The sequence below is a fragment of the Roseateles sp. T103 genome (assembly GCF_057219915.1).
In genome coordinates this window covers 736,308-751,949 of the sequence record NZ_JBXVVS010000001.1, presented here as the reverse complement: position 1 = coordinate 751,949, position 15,642 = coordinate 736,308, and the positions used below count along the sequence as shown (strand labels likewise).

Here is a 15,642-nt window from a genome sequence, read left to right as displayed (position 1 = left end):
GTTCATGTCAGAGAAGCCGCCTCCTCGACGGCAGGCACAGGAGCGGCGGGCGAAGGCACGGCATCGTCACCATCGACGACCTGCCGCAGGAAGGATTCGAACATCATCAGCGTCCACAGCGAGGCACTGTAGTCCTGCGCGCCAGACTGATGACCGTCGACCAACTGGCGCAGGTACCTTGGCTCGAACCATCCAGTGGCGGCCAGCCGCTCGCCCAGCACTGCGTCGCGAACGCGTTGCTTCAGCGGACCGCGGAACCAACGGGCCAGCGGTACGGCAAATCCCATCTTCGGCCGGTACAGCACCTCATCGGGCAGGCTGGGCTCCATCGCCTTCTTGAAGAGAAACTTGCCCTCCTGCCCACGGATCTTCAGTTCGGAAGGCAGCGTGGCAAGCCATTCGACCAGTTCATGGTCCATCAGCGGCTCGCGCACCTCCAGCGAATGCGCCATGCTGGCCCGGTCCACCTTGGTGTTGATGTCGCCGACCAGATAGGTCTTCAGGTCCAGGTACTGGATCAGCGCCAGCGGATCGTCCGTCTGCGCCTGGGCGGCGTGACGCTCGAACACCTGCAGCGCGTCATATCCGCCCACAGCACGTTTGAGCGTCGGGCTGAAGAGTTGACGGCGCATCGCGCCACGCAAGATGGACACCTCGTGGAAATACGCTTCGACCGAATTTCTGGCCAAGCCCTCGAAGGTGGACTTGGCCCGCAGGACGCGAGGCGCCCAGGCCGCCTCGGGATAGAGACGCCCCAGCAGCCCGAACAGCGGCTCGCGCAACGCAGCAGGCAAGGCGGCACGGCGCCGCTCCTCCGCCAGATGCGTGCGATAGCGACGGTAGCCGCCGAAGCTCTCGTCGCCGCCATCGCCCGACAAGGCCACGGTGACATGCTTGCGCGCTAGCTCGCAGACGCGGTAGGTCGGGATCGCCGAGCTGTCGGCATAGGGTTCGTCGTAAAGCCGCGCCAAGCGATCGATCAGATCGAAATCGTCGCTGCGCACCGTCTCGACGCGATGATTGGTCTTGTAGCGATCGGCCACGAGCTGGGCGAACTCAGACTCGTTGAACTTCGGGTCGTCGAAGGCGATCGAGCAGGTGTTCACCGGCGCAGCTGACAGGCCCGCCATGGTCGCCACCACGGCACTGGAGTCCACGCCGCCGGAGAGGAAGGCGCCCAGCGGCACCTCGGCAATCATGCGCAGGCGCACCGATTCGGCCAGGCGCTCGCGCAGTTCGGCGCAGGCCTCCTCGACACCGATCTGTCGATCCAGCGTGAAGCGCACATCCCAGTAGCGTCGCGGCGCCGGCACCGGTTGGCCGCGGCGTATGCACAGGCTGTAGCCCGGCTCCAGCTTGCGGGCCTGCTTGAAGATGCTGCGCGGCTCGGCCACATAGCCCAGCGCAAAGTACTCCTCAACCGCCAGCGGGTCGAGCTCGCGGCTCATGCCACCGCGCGCATCACGATAGGCCAGCAAGGACTTCAGTTCCGAGCCGAAGAGCAGCGTGCCGTCGTCGAGCACCGCATAGTGCATGGGCTTCACACCCAGCCGGTCACGCGCCATGAACAAGGTCTGCTGGTTGCGATCCCACAGCGCGAAGGCAAACATGCCGCGGAAGCGCTGCACGCAGTCCTCGCCCCAGGATTCCCAGGCATGGACGATCACCTCGGTGTCGCTCTTGGTGTGGAACACATGACCCAGGGCCTGCAGTTCCGGGATCAGCGACTGGTAGTTGTAGATCTCGCCGTTGAAGACCACGACGACCGAGCCGTCCTCGTTGAACAGCGGCTGCTGGCCGGTGGCGATGTCGATGATGGACAGGCGGCGATGGCCGAAACCGACGCCGGGCTCAAGGTGCACCGAGCCCTCGTCCGGCCCGCGATGCCATTGCGAGTCGTTCATGCGCCGCAACTGCACGGCGTCGATCTCGCGAACGCTTCGAGTATCGACGATGCCTGTGATGCCGCACATCTTCAGTTCCCCCTCAGCGCCACACGCGCGGATTCGGCGCGCCCCGTCAGCTCGTCATATAGCGACTGATAGGCACCAACCATCGCTTCCATGCTGAAGCGCTGCTCGACACGGCGGCGCCCGGCGCGGCCCATCTCCCGCCGCAGCAGTGCCTCGTCGGCCAGGCGGATCATCTCCTGCGCCATCGCGTCGGGGTCCGCCGCCGGCACGAGCTTGCCGGTGACGCCCTCCTCCACCAGCTCGGCGTTGCCGCCGACGCGGGTCGCAAGCACCGGAAGACCGCAGGCCATCGCCTCAAGAATGGTATTGGCAATGCCCTCGCTGAGCGATGGCAGCACGAAGACGTCAAGCCCGCGCAGGAAGTCGGGAATGTCGCGCCGTTCGCCCGGCAGCCAGCACAGCGCATCGACGCCGGCCTCGACGAGCAAACCGCGCACCCGTGACATCTGCGGACCATCGCCGGCCATCAACAGCCGGGCATGGGCACGCAGGTCGGGACGCAATTCCAGCGCGCGCGCGAAGGCCTGCGCTAGATTCGCCTGGTCCTTGACAGGCTGCATACGGCCGACCGTGCCGAACAGCACCAGTTCGTCTCCACTGAAAGGACAGCCGGCAATCGGTGCACGCTGCGCGACCACGTTGAAGCGCTGCGTGTCCACACCGTTACAGACTTGAACGATGCGCTCGTGAGCAATCCCCACGCGATGAACCAGGTAGTCCGCCAGCTCGCCGGACAGCGCAACAAATCGCTGCACGAAGACACCGTACGCACGCCGCATCAATTGATAGCTACGTCGCGTGCCAGCGATATCGTTGCCGTCGCGGCCATGCTCGCCATGCACGCGCACCGGCACGCCCGCAGCCCAGGCCGGCACGACCACCTCCAACGCCGCCAGATTCCGGGTGTGCACCACCGCTGGCTTCAGCTCGCGCAGCAGGCGGTACAGCTTGGGGTAGAGCCAGAAGCCGTGGCCCGGCGCCTTGTGCAGCGCAAAGAACTGCACGTCCGGCAACTTGATGCGCTGCTTGAAATCGGTGATTTCGGTCAGCGCCAGCACGGCATGCCGGTAGGCGCGCGGGTCCATGTGGTTGATCAGGTTCACCACCCCGTTCTCCAGCCCGCCGGTATCGAAGCGATACACGACGTGCAAGATCAGCGGGCGGAGATCCTCGCTCATGGATTCGGGCTCAGAGACGCCAGACCTTGTAGCCGGCACCGCTCAGTGCCTGAGCATCGAAGCAGGCCTTGACGTCGATGAAGGCGCCGTTCTTGACCAGCTTCTTGCCGATATCGTCCATGCCCAAATCCAGGAACTCGCGGTGCGACACCGCCGCGACGATCGCATCGGCGCGCGGCAACTCGTCCCAGGGCAGCAGCCGCACGCCGTACTCGTGCATCGCCTCCTCGGCTTCGGCCTGCGGGTCGGTGACAAACACTTCGACGCCGTAGCTCTTGAGCTCGTTGATGATGTCGATGACCTTGGAGTTGCGCAGGTCGCCGCAGTTCTCCTTGAAGGTCAGGCCCAGCACATTGACGCGTGCACCCTTGATGTAGGAGCCCGACGCGATCATGTGCTTGATCGTCTGCTCGGCAACGAACTTGCCCATGCTGTCGTTGATGCGCCGGCCAGCCAGGATCACCTGCGGGTGGTAGCCCAGCATGTCGGCCTTGTGCGTCAGGTAGTAGGGGTCCACGCCGATGCAGTGACCACCGACCAGACCGGGCTTGAACTTGAGGAAGTTCCACTTCGTGCCCGCGGCTTCCAGCACCTCGCTGGTGTCCAGGCCGATCTTGTCGAAGATGATGGCCAGCTCGTTCATCAGTGCGATGTTCAGGTCGCGCTGGGTGTTCTCGATCACCTTGGCCGCCTCGGCAGTCTTGATGCTGGAAGCCCGGTGTACGCCAGGCTCGACGATGGTTTCGTAGAGCTTGGCCACCTTGTCCAGGGTCTCCGGGGTGTCGCCGGAGACGATCTTCAGGATCTTGGTGAGCGTGTGCTCCTTGTCGCCCGGGTTGATGCGCTCGGGGCTGTAGCCGACGAAGAAGTCCTGCTTCCACTTCATGCCGGACTCGCGCTCCAGCACCGGGATGCAGACCTCCTCGGTAGCGCCGGGGTAGACAGTGGACTCATAGACGACGATGGCGCCCTTCTTCATGTGGCGACCAGCACTGATCGACGCACCGATCAGCGGCTTGAAGTCAGGGATGTGGGCCTCGTCAACAGGCGTCGGCACGGCCACGACGATGATGTCGGCCTCGCCCAGCATCTTCGGGTCGGCGGTGTAGACGGCCAGCTTGCCCGCCTGCACTTGCTCGTCAGTCAGTTCACGCGAGGGGTCGGTGCCGCGCAGGCAGGCCTCCACCTTGGCCTCCGCGATGTCGAAGCCGATCGTGCGCATGTGCTTGCCGAACTCGACCACCAGAGGCAGGCCCACATAGCCCAGGCCGATCACCGCTACCGTCGTCATTTCGTCTTCCCTCTTTGTCGTCAACATCTCTGGAAATCAGCGCTCGCGCTGCGCCTGCTGCAGCGCAGCATCGATGGTCGCCCAGTTCTCACGCAGGAAACGCGCCAGCAGTTCATCCGTGTCCTTGCCATTGTCCGTGCTCTTGCGTGCATAGACGATGACGGAAGCCGAGTCGTCGCCCCGCCCGCTCAGCTGATGCCAGGCCGCATAGAGCTTGGCGCGCACCGGGCTGGTCGTCAGCTGTCCGCCGATCCAGTAGAGCTGCCAGACCCGCAGCCGCGCGGCTGTGAGGTCCGGGCTTGCCGTGGCCCGCAGCTCGGTCGAGCGCAGCGTCAGCTGCCGATCGCCGAGCGCGACGCCGGCTGTGTCGCCCCCCACCCGAGCCCATTGCTTGTCGTCGGAGCGCACGATGGCATTGCTGGAGCTGATCAGCTTGCTTTCGTACCCCTGATGACGGTAGTAGGCGATATGCAGGCCGACCACACCCGGCTCAGCGCGGTAGACGTTCTGCAGCTCAGCCCTGGGCTGCACGAACACCGGGCGCCAGTCTGTCGGCTCAGCTGGCTGGGCCGACCAGGCGCCGAGCGCATTCAGTTGCAGTCGCACCGAAGCGGCCGACGCGGCCTGGGCATCCATCCTTTGCAAAAGCAGACCAGGAGCACCGAGCAGGGCCAGTGCCAGCAGCGCGGCCGGCCAGACCGGCGCTGCGGCGCCGGAGATCGCCAGCACCGATGCACCTGCTGCCGCTGCGTCATCCTCGCCGCCGGTATCGGCCCAGCGCGCGCCGACCATGAACATCGCCAGCATGATGACGCCGAAGAAGACCCAGCCATAGACCAAATGATCAGCACCGACGGCCAGTGTGTTGCCGGAGTAGTGCCCCAGCATCACGATCATGTAGGCCCGCAGCCAGTTCGCGACGATGGGCAGCAGCGTGGCGAAGGCGATGAAGATCAGGCGTCGGCGCAGGCCGCGGTAGTTCAGATAGGCGAACAGCGTGCCCACCATCACCGAAGCGATCAGGTAGCGCAGGCCGCTGCAGGCCTCGACCACCGACCAGTTGCCGCTCGGGATGACGAACTGCATGCCCTCGCGGTAGACCGGAATGCCGGACAAGCGCAAGGCGGCCACGGTGAAGTCGGCAGTCGATTCCATCAGCTGCGGCATCAGGAACTCGCCCACCGGCACGCAGAAGAACAGGAAGGCCAGCGGGAAGGCGATCGCACTGGCGAGGCGCAGGCCCAGCAGCAGCGGCACGCAGGCCACCAGCATCGCCACCAGGGCCGCCTGCGTCAGCGCATTGACGGCGACCATCTCGCCGAGAAGCCAGGCCGCTGCCGCAAGCGCCAGCGGCAACAGGAACCACCAGCTCGGCCGGGGTTCGATCGCGGCGAGCACCGCACGACGCCGCCAGATCAGCCACAGCGTGATCGGCGGCACCAGAAAGGCATGCGCGAACGTGTCCGAACGCTGCCAGATGCCGACCATGGCCAGCGCCGTGTCCCGGTAGAGCCACAGCAAGGCCAGCACCAGCGCAACGAACAGCGGCAAGGCGCTACGCCAGCTCTTGGCCGCGCCTGCGGGCCGGACTCCGGTGAGAACATGACTCATGCTGCCTGCGCCTCCCTTGGCCGGGCCTTGTCCAAATGACGGTCAATGCCGGCCAGGTGCGCCGACCAGCTGTAGCCGCGCAGCACGCAGTCGCGACCGGCGCGGCCCAGTGCCGCGGCACGCGGCGAGTCCGCCAGCAAGGCGCTGACTTCGCGCAGGTAGTCGTCCGCACTGTCGGCGGCTAGCAGTTCCTGCCCCTCGTTCGCAGCGATCGCCTCGACGCAATGGCGTGCCGCAACCACAGGTCGGGCCATGGCCATGGCCTCGAGGATCTTGTTCTGGATGCCGCGAGCCAGGCGCAGCGGCGCCACGACCACGCTCGCGTGCTGCAGATAGGGCCGCACATCGTCCACCGTTCCGGTCACCACCACGCCAGGGCCTGCCAGCGCGCGCACCGCCGGCGTCGGGCTGCGGCCGACGATGTAAAAGGTTAGCGCCGGGTGACTCTGGCGCAGCCGGGGCAGCACCTCGCTGCAGAACCAGCTCACCGCGTCGACATTGGGCCAGTAGTCCATCGCGCCGGTGAAGACCAGGGCCTGCTCGCCGGCCTGAAACGGCGAAGCGCGCTGCGCATCGGGCGCGAAGAAGTCCGCATCGACACCGTTGCACAGCGCCTCGATACGGCCGCCGCAGTCCGGTGCAAGACGCTGGAACAGCGCCGTCTCCTTGTCGGTGACGAAGAAGGAACAGGCGGCCTGCGCGGCGACGCGGCTCTCGAAATCTAGCAGCCGCGCGCCCTCGCGCCGGTAGAGCCAGGACAGGGGCCAGGAGCGCGCATCCGCATACTCGGCCCATTTGGCCGAGTCCACGTCGACGAAATCGACCAGCATCGGCAGCTCACGCAGCTCGGTGGCGTATTGCGCCATCGATGATGAAAAGACCACCACCGCATCGAGCGGCACGCGCCGGGCCAGCTCGCGCACCCAGCGCGCCAGGCCGGCATCGCGGTAGTACGGCAGGGTCAGCGCCTCGCCGGTCAGCAGGCCGCGCAGGCTGGCCAGCTTGGCGGTGCCGGGATTGAGCCGGCTCGCATGCACTTCGGTGCACAGGGACTGCAGCACCGGCAGGTGCTGCGCATCGTCCGGGTCGTCGATGAAGGTACCGAGATAGACCTCGTGCTGCGCCGCCAGATGCTTGAGCAGGTGGTAGGAGCGCACCTTGTCGCCCTTGTTGGGCGGATAAGGCATGCGATGCACGAGGTAGAGCAGCTTGGCCATGCGAACCGTCAGCCCAGGCTGCGCACGATGAAGGGCCCGAGCCAGTTGGCCCAGGACAGCGGCATGCGGCGCCAGGTCCGGATCAGCAGCTGGTACTTGGCGTTGGACGGGTTGTTCTGCGGCACGGCGTCGCGCTTGTAGAGACAGTACTCGTAGTGCAGCGGCGTCGGCTCGAAGCCCCAGTTCTTCTTGAACGAATAGGAGCCCGTGCCCTGCTTGCTGCGCCCGTAGTCGAAGACCTTGAGGCCCCGCGCGCAGGCACGCCGCATCAGTTCCCAGTATTTGAAGTCATTCGCTGCGAGCTCGCGGGCTGCCTCGGCATCACCCGCGTAGTAAGGCAGCACTTCGTCACGGAAATAAAAGCTCAGCACCGAACTTAGGGGGGTGCCCTGCGCATCGGTCACGGTGAGCACTTCGCAGTCCGGACCGAACTCGCGCATCAGCGCATCGAACCAGCGCCTGGGCATGGCCGGCGTGCCGTGCCGGTGCACGTTGTCGGCATACAGCGCGAAGAAGCGCGAGGCATCGGCATCGATTTGGCTGAGCAGACCGTTCTTGATGCCCTTGCGCACCATGGCGCGCTGCTTGCGCGGGATGGCCAGCATGTTCGCTTCCTCTTCCGGCAGGATTTCCTTGCGGAAGGTGACGTAGAGATCCTGACGCGGCCAGTCGTCGTGGCGGGGCTGGATGTGACGCAGTTCCAGATGCTCGGCACCCAGCTCCTGGGCGATGCGCTGCGCCTCGGCCTCAAGCGCGGCCGCGGCCTCTTCGTTGAGCGCGACCACGCCGCCATAGACGGCAAACGGCAGGCTGGTCAGCGCGTGGCCGAAGAGCAGGCTCTTCACCTGCGCCAGCGGCAGCACGCCCTCGACCGCGCCATCGCGCTCTGCGTAGAGAAAGAAGCAGCGGTGGCCGAAGACTTCGCTGATGGCCTTCTGCCAGCCGGCGCGATGGAAGAAGCTCGCTTGCGGATGCGCGAGCACGAAGGCGTCCCAGGCCGCCACGGCCGGTGCATCGCCCGATGACAGGCGCTTGATCTGGAGCGTCGATGACATGGCTAGCGGCCCGCCAGCTCGACCGCATCGCCAGTGCGCAGGCGCACGGGGCTGCCGAGGAAGATCTCGTCCATGCGGCCCCAGGCGAAGTCCTTCAGCAGTTGGGCGATGCGCGCCTGCGTGCGCGCAATATTGACGTAATGCCGGAAGCGCGTCTTCGCATCGATGCCCGGGATGCGCGGCTGTTCGGCATCGATCTCCCAGGGATGGAAGTAGAAGACCGCCGACTGGCCGTCGCGGCGATTGACCTGCTCGATCAGCCAGCGCGATACCGCATAGGGCAGCAGGCGGAAGTAGCCGCCGCCGCTGGACGGCAGATTGCGTCCGCCCAGGCGCAACGTGGTCACGGGCACCTCGAGCAGGCCCTCGCGCACCGGATAGGCGAAGCGTGGCGAATCCGGCATGCCGTAGTGGTCGTGCTGGATCGGATAGACGCTGGAGCTATAGCGGTAGCCGGCCTCAAGCAGCACGTCGAAGGCCCAGAGATTGCCTTCGCCGATCGAGAAGCTCGGCGCGCGGTAGCCCTGCACGACCTGGCCACCGATGTCCTCGAGCAAGGCCTTTGCCCGACTGATGTCGGCATGGAAAGCCTGGGGAGAGAGATCGCTGGCGCGCTCATGCCCGTAGCCATGGCTGGCCAGTTCATGGCCGCCGTCGACAATGCGCCGCACCAGCGCCGGGTAGCGCTCGGCCACCCAGCCCAGGGTGAAGAAGGTGGCGTGGGTCCCGCTCTCGTCGAGCAAGGCCAGGATGCGGTCGACATTGCGTTCGACCCGACACTCCTTGCGATCCCAATCCTCGCGCCGGATATAGGGCGCGAATGCCGAGACCTGGAAGTAGTCCTCCACGTCGATGGTCATCGCATTGCGCAGCAAGGGCTGCGACGTCGGCATCAGCATCAGCTATCCCCCGGTTCAGCCTTCGGATTCGCGACGCAGCCAGCGCCAGAGATCGGCGGCGATGCGCTCGGCCGCATGGCCGTCCCAATACTCCGGCACGCGCCCCTGCTTGCCCTTGCCGGCCAGGATGTCGGCCACAGCCGCGAGCAGGGCCGCGCCGTCGAGGCCGATCAGCGTGTTGGTGCCCTGCTCCACCGTGATCGGACGCTCGGTGTTCTCGCGCAGCGTCAGACAGGGCACGCCCAGTGCGGTGGTCTCTTCCTGCAGCCCGCCCGAATCGGTCAGCACCACGGTGGCACCGCCCATCAGGCCCTGCATCTCCAGATAGCCCTGCGGCGGCAGCACGGCGACCCGCGCGGGATCGAGCAGTCCTTGCAGGCCGAAGCGCTCGATGTTGTTGCGCGTGCGCGGATGCATCGCAAAGACCAGCGGCAGATCCTTGGCGACCTGGGCCAGCAGGCCCAGCAGCTGCTTCAGCGTCGCCGCATCGTCGACATTGGACGGACGATGCAGTGTCACCACACCGTATCGGCCGCCAACCAGCGACGCATCGAGTCCGTGCTCGCGCAGCGTCTGCGCGGCCGGGCGTGCATGGGGCTTGCTGGCCACCACGGAGTCGATCATCACATTGCCGGCAAAGCAGACGCGCGACAGGTCTATGCCTTCGCGAGCCAGGTTGTCGGCGGCGCTGCGCTCGGTGGTGTAGAGACGATCGGCCACCTGGTCGGTGAGCAGGCGGTTGATCTCCTCGGGCATCTTGCGGTCGTAGCTGCGCAGCCCTGCCTCGACATGCGCCACCGGCACATCCTTCTTCACCGCCACCAGGGTGCAGGCCAGGGTCGAGTTGACATCGCCGACCACCAGCACGCAGGAGGGCTTGCGCTCATCGAGTACGGGCTCGAAGCGCTTCATCACCTCAGCTGTCTGCACCGCATGGCTGCCCGAGCCCACCTCGAGATTGATGTCCGGTTGCGGCAGACCGAGATCGACGAAGAGCTTCTTGCTCATGTCGGTGTCGTAGTGCTGACCGGTGTGCACCAGCAAGGCTGGGATCGGCGGCTCGTGCGCGGCCAGGGCGCGCAGGATGGGCGCCATCTTCATGAAGTTCGGGCGCGCGCCAACGACGCACATCACCGGCGCCAGGTTTGTTGACGATTCGCTGTTGCGGCTCATGCGGATCCTTGCTCTTTCTCGTTGCCCGGCGCGTTGCGCGCCATCGCATCCACCAGTTGCTGCATCAGGGCCAGTGTCTGGAGATTGATGCGTTCGATGCGCTGCAGCCCGGCTTCGAGCCGCGCCAGCCTATCGGCGGGCTGGTCCATCCCTATCGCGGCGATCTCCGCCGACAAGCGACCGAGATCACTCCGTCCCAAGCGGGACAGGTCCAGGTCCAGCGTCCCGGCCGACGAAGCAGCGTCTGATGAGAGATCGGTCGCGCCATTCACCGGCTTGAGTGGAACCTCGCTCTCCTGCGCCATGTCGCGCAGGACTTCCTGCACATCGTCGAGCGTCAGATGCGCCCGGCCGGCCATGAACCCCAGCAAGAGCAGGCGGTCACAGAGGGTGTTGATCCGGCGCGGTATGCCCTGTGTGGCCTGGTAGATCGCCGGGAAGACCTCGACATCGAAGGTCGGCTTGCCGGTGCTGCCAGCGCACTTCAGCCGATGCTCGATATAGCCCTTGGTCTCGCCCTCATCCAGTGGGCCGATATGGCAGGTCGCCGCGACACGCTGGCGGAACTGCTCCATCTCCGGACGCTGCAGGATGTTGCGGAACTCTGGCTGGCCGACCAGAAAGGTCTGCAGCAGCGACTGGTTGCCGAACTGGAAGTTCGACAGCATGCGCAGTTCCTCCACGGCACGGGCACTGAGGTTCTGCGCCTCGTCCACCACCAGCAGGCAGCGCCGCCCCTGGCTGACCTGGCTGACGAAGAAGGCCTCCAGCGTCATCAGCAGTTCGGACTTGGGCAGGTCCTTCACGCGCACACCGAAGGCCGCACCCACCAGGCGAAGCGTGTCTTCCGCGTCGAGCTGGGTGGTGACCAGGTTGCCGATGACCACATTGCTGCGGTTCAGGCTGTCGAGCAGACCGCGCAGCAAGGTCGTCTTGCCGGCGCCAATCTCGCCAGTGATGACGATGAAGCCGTCGTTTCGCAGTACGCCGTAGTCCAGGTAGGCCTTGGCTCGGCGGTGCTGCTTGCTGCCGAAATAGAAATTGGGGTCCGGGCTGAGCTGGAAGGGCTTGCTGCTCAGACCATAGAAGGCTTCGTACATGGCCTAGAACTGGTGGACGTAAGTGGCAAGCACGGCGTTCTCGCGGTAGCTCCGGCTCAGGCTGTCGGAACTGCTGTGCCTGAGGCCGAGTTGCAGGCTGGAACGGCGCGCCAGGTTGAGGCTGCAGTTGGCCAGGACCGACTTCAGGTCCGTCTTTTGGCTCGCAGTGTCGCCACGGCCCTGCTGTTCCGAAAGCGTAAGGCTCAGGCTGCTGTCCGGCGCGAGGCGGTGCGAAAGCGCGAGCGAGGCACCGCGCTGAAGCACCACACCCGACAGCGAGAAGTCATCGCCGACGGTCGCCGCGGTACCGAGACGCTCGCTGCGGCTTTGGCTGATGCTCAAGGTGGCCGTGGTGCGCCTGCCGGTCCAGGCGGCGGACAACTCCTGCCTGCGTGTCAGGCTGGTCGATGAACTGAGAAAGCCGCCCGTCGAAACATTGCCGGCGCTCAGTCCGTTCGCCTCGATGTATTGGCGCACCAGCAGATCACGCTTGACCGGATCAGGCTCGATGGACGCGAACTGCAAGAACAGCAGTTCGTAGGTGCCTTGAACACCCGCCGCTCCGACCTGGCCCACGGCAAGATTGCGACTGTCCGACAGCCTGAAGACCGCGCGAGCAATTCTGTGCTCGAAGCTCAGGCTATGGGTGTCACCGAAGGATTGATGCTTGGCATCCGCAACCAGCTTGGTTCGCGGCGTCGGCGCCCAGCTGACTGAGGCGCCATAGGTGGCGCCATCTCTGGACTGCAGCGCATTGAGATCGCTGCGCTGCCAGCCCGCGCTGCCGCCGACCGTCCAGTCCACGTCCGGTCGGTAGGTGAGCTTCAGCTCGGCCGTGTCGACCACGGTCTCACGACCATAGCGCGGCATCTGGCGTTGTTCGGACAGGCTGGCACCCCAGCCAAGCCCGCGCCCGCCGCCGAGGCTATCGATCCGCAATGCCAGGCCCTGCGAACTGCTGTCGCCGGTCTGACTGTCCTTGACTCGGGTGAGCGCGCCGTCAGCGCGGAACTCGTAGGCAACCAATCCTGCCAGCTCACCACGCAGATAGGGCGAGACCGACAGACTGGCCGTCTCCCGCCGGTTGTTGTCGACCAACGCCGGATCGATCGATGTCACGCCGAAGGCCGACACCGCTTGCTGGCCGATCGACGCACGAACATCGACAAAGAGCCTGCGCGACAGCAGCTCCGCCGTGCCCTGGCTGTTCAAGAAGTGCTGTAGGCGATCGGGCTGATCCGTCTTCGCGTAGAAGAGCCCGTTCAGCGAGTAATCCAAGCTGCCGCGCAGCATGCCGGCGCGACTCGACAGCGCCAAGCCGGGCGCCACGGTCATGATCAGCGCCTGATCCCGATTGCCCTCGGCAAGCCTCAGGTTGTCGGTGAAGGTCTGCGAGACGCTCAGGCGCGGCTGCAGCGTCAGACCGGTGCGCGCGCTGGCCTCGCCGGACTGGGCGTAGACCGCGGTGACGAAAAGGCCGCCAGCAAGACCCAGCAATTGCGGCAGCAGGCCCAGGCCTAGATGGCGGCGCCGCTCACCCCTTGCTCGGCGCATCTTCGTGACCATAGCCATAGCCATGCGCCTGTCCGTATCCGTAGCCATACCCGTAGGGCGCGCCAGCGTTCGAGCGGGCACGATTGAGCAGCAACATCTTCACCGGACAGTGTTCGATCGTGCCGATCGCCTGCTGCACGGCACTTTGCAGCGTCCTGTCCGCCTCGACCACGACGACGATCTGACCCATGTGGCTGGCCAGAACGCGGGCTTCGGTCGTCAGTAGCAGCGGCGGGGAATCGAAAATGATGATTCGGTCCGGGTAGCGCCTTGCCATGTCGTCGAGCAGATTCGACATCGCATCGCTGGCCAGCAGCTCGGTGGCCTTTGGGTGTGGCGTGCCACTGGGCAAGATGGTCAGCTTGTCGATGTTCGTGCGCAGCAGAACATCGGCCATGTCCACCGAGTTCTCCAGAACGTCCAACAGTCCCGGCCCCGGCGGCAAGCCAAGCATGCGCAGCACCGAGGGGCGCGCCACGTCGGCATCGACAAGCATCACGGTGTGATCGAGTTCGGCAGCGATGCTCATCGCCAGGTTGAGCGACGAGAAGCTCTTGCCTTCGCCGGGCAGGGCGCTGGTCACCATGATCAGGTTGGCATGGTTGATCGTCGAAGCACCCTTGCCGACAGCGTTCTTGATCAGCGGCCGCTTGATCACCCGGTACTGATCGGCCAGTTGGCTGCGCGGCGCCTGAGGAGTGAGGAAGCCCTGAACGGCCAGAGCCTCAAGGTCAAGATCCACCCGCTTCGAATGGAACTGAGGCTCACGCTCGACGGACGCCACCTTGGGTGCCGCTACTTCGCGAGGCGCTGCCTCGGCATGAGGCGCCGCGGCCTCGTCCGGGAGCTGCACGCCCGCTTGGCGCAGTTGCTCCAGCCGCTGCGCGGCCTGCTCGATAAGACTGCTGCCCATGCTCATCACACCTGCCTGCTCATCATGTAGGCCATGACAGCCAGACCGGCGATGAAGACGCCGACCAGACTGCCCGAGCCCGCGAGGAATCGGATCGTGTCCAGACGCTCGCGGCGCTTATCGACATCCGCCACCAAGGCAGAAACCACCCCCAGCACTGGCAGCTCCGTGCGCAGCCGCAGCTCGGCAGCATCATGGAAGACCGGCCGCAGCTGACTTGCCGCGAAAGCAGTGAACAGACCTGCTCCCAGTGCAACAACGAACACACCCGCCAGCAACAGCAGGCGGTTGGGCGCCACTGGCTTGGGCGATGCACGGGGAGGATCGATCAAACGGAAGTCGGCCACACCGGATGCCACATCCAGTTCGCCCGAGATGGTGGCCGACTCACGACGGGCCACCAAATCCTCGTAGTTCTTCTTGTGTATCGCATAGTCGCGATTCAGCTGGGCGGCTTCAGCTTCCAACTGCGGCGCGGTCTTCACGGCGGCCAGTGCCTGTGCATAGCGTGAAGAGTACTCGTCGACGCGTGCCCGAAGTCCAGCCACCTGCACTTCTGCGGCTGCCAGCATGCGCGCGAGCTCTTGCTGCGCGAGCGAAGCATTGGGGCCCGTGCCTACAGGCGCGGCCATCGCTGCCTTGCGCAGCTCGGCGACTTCCTTGCGCTTCTGCTCCTCGAGATCCTTGATCAGACGCCGCGTGGCAACGATGTCCGGATGCTGCTCGGTGAATCGCTGCAGCAAGCCATCGAGATTGCGTTTCAATCCGTCGATGCGCGCATCCAGCTCCGGCGTGGCGACCGACAGCGAAGACTCCTGCAGCAGGCTCTGCGTGGTCGTATTGCCAGCCTGAGTGCGCTCAGCCTGCAACTGCGCCTTGGCAGCATCTCGCGCGTTGACCGCCTCGCGCAGCTCCAGTCGCGCGCGCTCCAGCTGCGAGCTCATCTCTGCCAGACGCGACGCTGAATCCTTCCCGTCGGCAGCCATAGTCTGGATATTGCGGAGTCGGAATTCCTTCAGGCGTGCCTCGGCCTCCTCGAGCTTGGCTTCATAGGCCTTGATCTGCTCGTTGATGAAGGTCGTCGCAGTCGCCGTGTCCTTGCGGCTAGCACCGAGGCTCGATTCAACGAAGATGGACACCAGCGCCTGGACCACGCGCTTGGCGGTCTCTGGATCCTCGCCGCGATACGACAGCGTGTAGAGGTTGTCCCTCGAAGTACTCTGAATCGAGAGTGCCTTCTGCAACTTGTCGATCGTCGCCTCCTGCTCTGCCTTGGTCTGATTCTTCAGATCGAGGTCTGCCATGCGGACCAGTTTCTCGAGGTTCGGCCGACTGATCAGCGTGCGGCTGAGCATGACCACCTGCTGCTCGACGTTGGGCTGGACGGCCAGCCCCGACATCAGGGGCTTCAGGATCGATTGGGTGTCAACATAAATGCGTGCACTGGCTTCGTAGCGGTCTGGCATGGCCAGCACGACGACAGCGCCGACGAGGCCGGCAATCCAGGCCGCAGCCAGGCCAGCCCAGCGGTACTTCCAGGTACGCCGCAGCATCGACAGGACTTGGCTGAGCAACTGATCCATCGGGTGGCGAAATCAAGTAGAGGTGATGAATCCAGCCCGGCGTCACAACACGCCGTCAGCTGGTTCGAGCAGAGAGAAGCCGGGGCGAAACCCGG

General features: G+C 65.3%; 12 protein-coding genes. All 12 read right to left on the bottom strand.

What is annotated here, in order from left to right:
- Positions 1–2 precede the first annotated feature (2 nt).
- From AC2EBS_RS03300 to AC2EBS_RS03245, 12 genes are read right to left on the bottom strand one after another with little or no spacing between them, the layout of a single operon-like run.
- Complete coding sequence (locus AC2EBS_RS03300; RefSeq protein ID WP_484726945.1) at positions 3–1,973, bottom strand: XrtA/PEP-CTERM system amidotransferase; 1,971 nt, start codon at positions 1,971–1,973, stop codon at positions 3–5.
- A 2-nt stretch (positions 1,974–1,975) separates the two neighbouring features.
- Positions 1,976–3,151, bottom strand: a complete 1,176-nt coding sequence (locus AC2EBS_RS03295; protein WP_484726944.1) for a TIGR03088 family PEP-CTERM/XrtA system glycosyltransferase — start codon at positions 3,149–3,151, stop codon at positions 1,976–1,978.
- A gap of 10 nt (positions 3,152–3,161) precedes the next feature.
- Entirely contained in the window at positions 3,162–4,442 is a 1,281-nt protein-coding gene (locus AC2EBS_RS03290; protein WP_484726943.1) for a nucleotide sugar dehydrogenase, read from the bottom strand.
- 36 nt (positions 4,443–4,478) lie between these two features.
- Positions 4,479–6,053 carry an exosortase A gene (gene xrtA / locus AC2EBS_RS03285; protein ID WP_484726942.1) on the bottom strand — a complete coding sequence of 525 codons (1,575 nt, stop codon included), beginning with the start codon at positions 6,051–6,053 and terminating at the stop codon, positions 4,479–4,481.
- A complete protein-coding gene (locus AC2EBS_RS03280; protein WP_484726941.1) occupies positions 6,050–7,270 on the bottom strand; it encodes a TIGR03087 family PEP-CTERM/XrtA system glycosyltransferase in 1,221 nt (406 codons plus the stop codon). The genes xrtA and AC2EBS_RS03280 overlap by 4 nt, the downstream gene beginning before the upstream one ends.
- A gap of 8 nt (positions 7,271–7,278) precedes the next feature.
- Positions 7,279–8,325: a FemAB family XrtA/PEP-CTERM system-associated protein gene (locus AC2EBS_RS03275; RefSeq protein ID WP_484726940.1), complete on the bottom strand. Its 1,047-nt coding sequence runs from the start codon at positions 8,323–8,325 to the stop codon at positions 7,279–7,281.
- Between the two features lie 2 nt (positions 8,326–8,327).
- A complete protein-coding gene (locus AC2EBS_RS03270) occupies positions 8,328–9,224 on the bottom strand; it encodes an XrtA system polysaccharide deacetylase (RefSeq protein ID WP_484726939.1) in 897 nt (298 codons plus the stop codon).
- A 15-nt stretch (positions 9,225–9,239) separates the two neighbouring features.
- Positions 9,240–10,397 (bottom strand): non-hydrolyzing UDP-N-acetylglucosamine 2-epimerase, encoded by a 1,158-nt coding sequence (wecB, locus tag AC2EBS_RS03265; protein WP_484726938.1) that lies wholly within the window; start codon positions 10,395–10,397, stop codon positions 9,240–9,242.
- A complete protein-coding gene (locus AC2EBS_RS03260; protein ID WP_484726937.1) occupies positions 10,394–11,497 on the bottom strand; it encodes an XrtA/PEP-CTERM system-associated ATPase in 1,104 nt (367 codons plus the stop codon). Before AC2EBS_RS03260 ends, wecB begins: the two co-directional genes overlap by 4 nt.
- 3 nt (positions 11,498–11,500) lie before the next feature.
- Complete coding sequence (locus tag AC2EBS_RS03255) at positions 11,501–13,063, bottom strand: TIGR03016 family PEP-CTERM system-associated outer membrane protein (protein ID WP_484726936.1); 1,563 nt, start codon at positions 13,061–13,063, stop codon at positions 11,501–11,503.
- Positions 13,032–13,970 (bottom strand): XrtA-associated tyrosine autokinase, encoded by a 939-nt coding sequence (locus AC2EBS_RS03250; protein ID WP_484726935.1) that lies wholly within the window; start codon positions 13,968–13,970, stop codon positions 13,032–13,034. Before AC2EBS_RS03250 ends, AC2EBS_RS03255 begins: the two co-directional genes overlap by 32 nt.
- The gene (locus tag AC2EBS_RS03245) at positions 13,970–15,547 is read right to left on the bottom strand and encodes an XrtA system polysaccharide chain length determinant (RefSeq protein WP_484726934.1); all 1,578 of its coding nucleotides are present in this window, start codon (positions 15,545–15,547) and stop codon (positions 13,970–13,972) included. Before AC2EBS_RS03245 ends, AC2EBS_RS03250 begins: the two co-directional genes overlap by 1 nt.
- Positions 15,548–15,642 lie beyond the last annotated feature (95 nt).

What these genes read in the sequence shown, in the direction of transcription:
- AC2EBS_RS03280 (WP_484726941.1), bottom strand. Translation starts at nt 7,270, where the DNA reads ATGGCCAAGCTGCTCTACCTCGTGCATCGCATGCCTTATCCGCCCAAC.
- AC2EBS_RS03260 (WP_484726937.1), bottom strand. Translation starts at nt 11,497, where the DNA reads ATGTACGAAGCCTTCTATGGTCTGAGCAGCAAGCCCTTCCAGCTCAGC.
- AC2EBS_RS03250 (WP_484726935.1), bottom strand. Translation starts at nt 13,970, where the DNA reads ATGAGCATGGGCAGCAGTCTTATCGAGCAGGCCGCGCAGCGGCTGGAG.
- AC2EBS_RS03300 (WP_484726945.1), bottom strand. Translation starts at nt 1,973, where the DNA reads ATGTGCGGCATCACAGGCATCGTCGATACTCGAAGCGTTCGCGAGATC.
- AC2EBS_RS03290 (WP_484726943.1), bottom strand. Translation starts at nt 4,442, where the DNA reads ATGACGACGGTAGCGGTGATCGGCCTGGGCTATGTGGGCCTGCCTCTG.
- AC2EBS_RS03255 (WP_484726936.1), bottom strand. Translation starts at nt 13,063, where the DNA reads ATGGTCACGAAGATGCGCCGAGCAAGGGGTGAGCGGCGCCGCCATCTA.
- wecB (WP_484726938.1), bottom strand. Translation starts at nt 10,397, where the DNA reads ATGAGCCGCAACAGCGAATCGTCAACAAACCTGGCGCCGGTGATGTGC.
- AC2EBS_RS03270 (WP_484726939.1), bottom strand. Translation starts at nt 9,224, where the DNA reads ATGCTGATGCCGACGTCGCAGCCCTTGCTGCGCAATGCGATGACCATC.
- AC2EBS_RS03245 (WP_484726934.1), bottom strand. Translation starts at nt 15,547, where the DNA reads ATGGATCAGTTGCTCAGCCAAGTCCTGTCGATGCTGCGGCGTACCTGG.
- AC2EBS_RS03275 (WP_484726940.1), bottom strand. Translation starts at nt 8,325, where the DNA reads ATGTCATCGACGCTCCAGATCAAGCGCCTGTCATCGGGCGATGCACCG.
- AC2EBS_RS03295 (WP_484726944.1), bottom strand. Translation starts at nt 3,151, where the DNA reads ATGAGCGAGGATCTCCGCCCGCTGATCTTGCACGTCGTGTATCGCTTC.
- xrtA (WP_484726942.1), bottom strand. Translation starts at nt 6,053, where the DNA reads ATGAGTCATGTTCTCACCGGAGTCCGGCCCGCAGGCGCGGCCAAGAGC.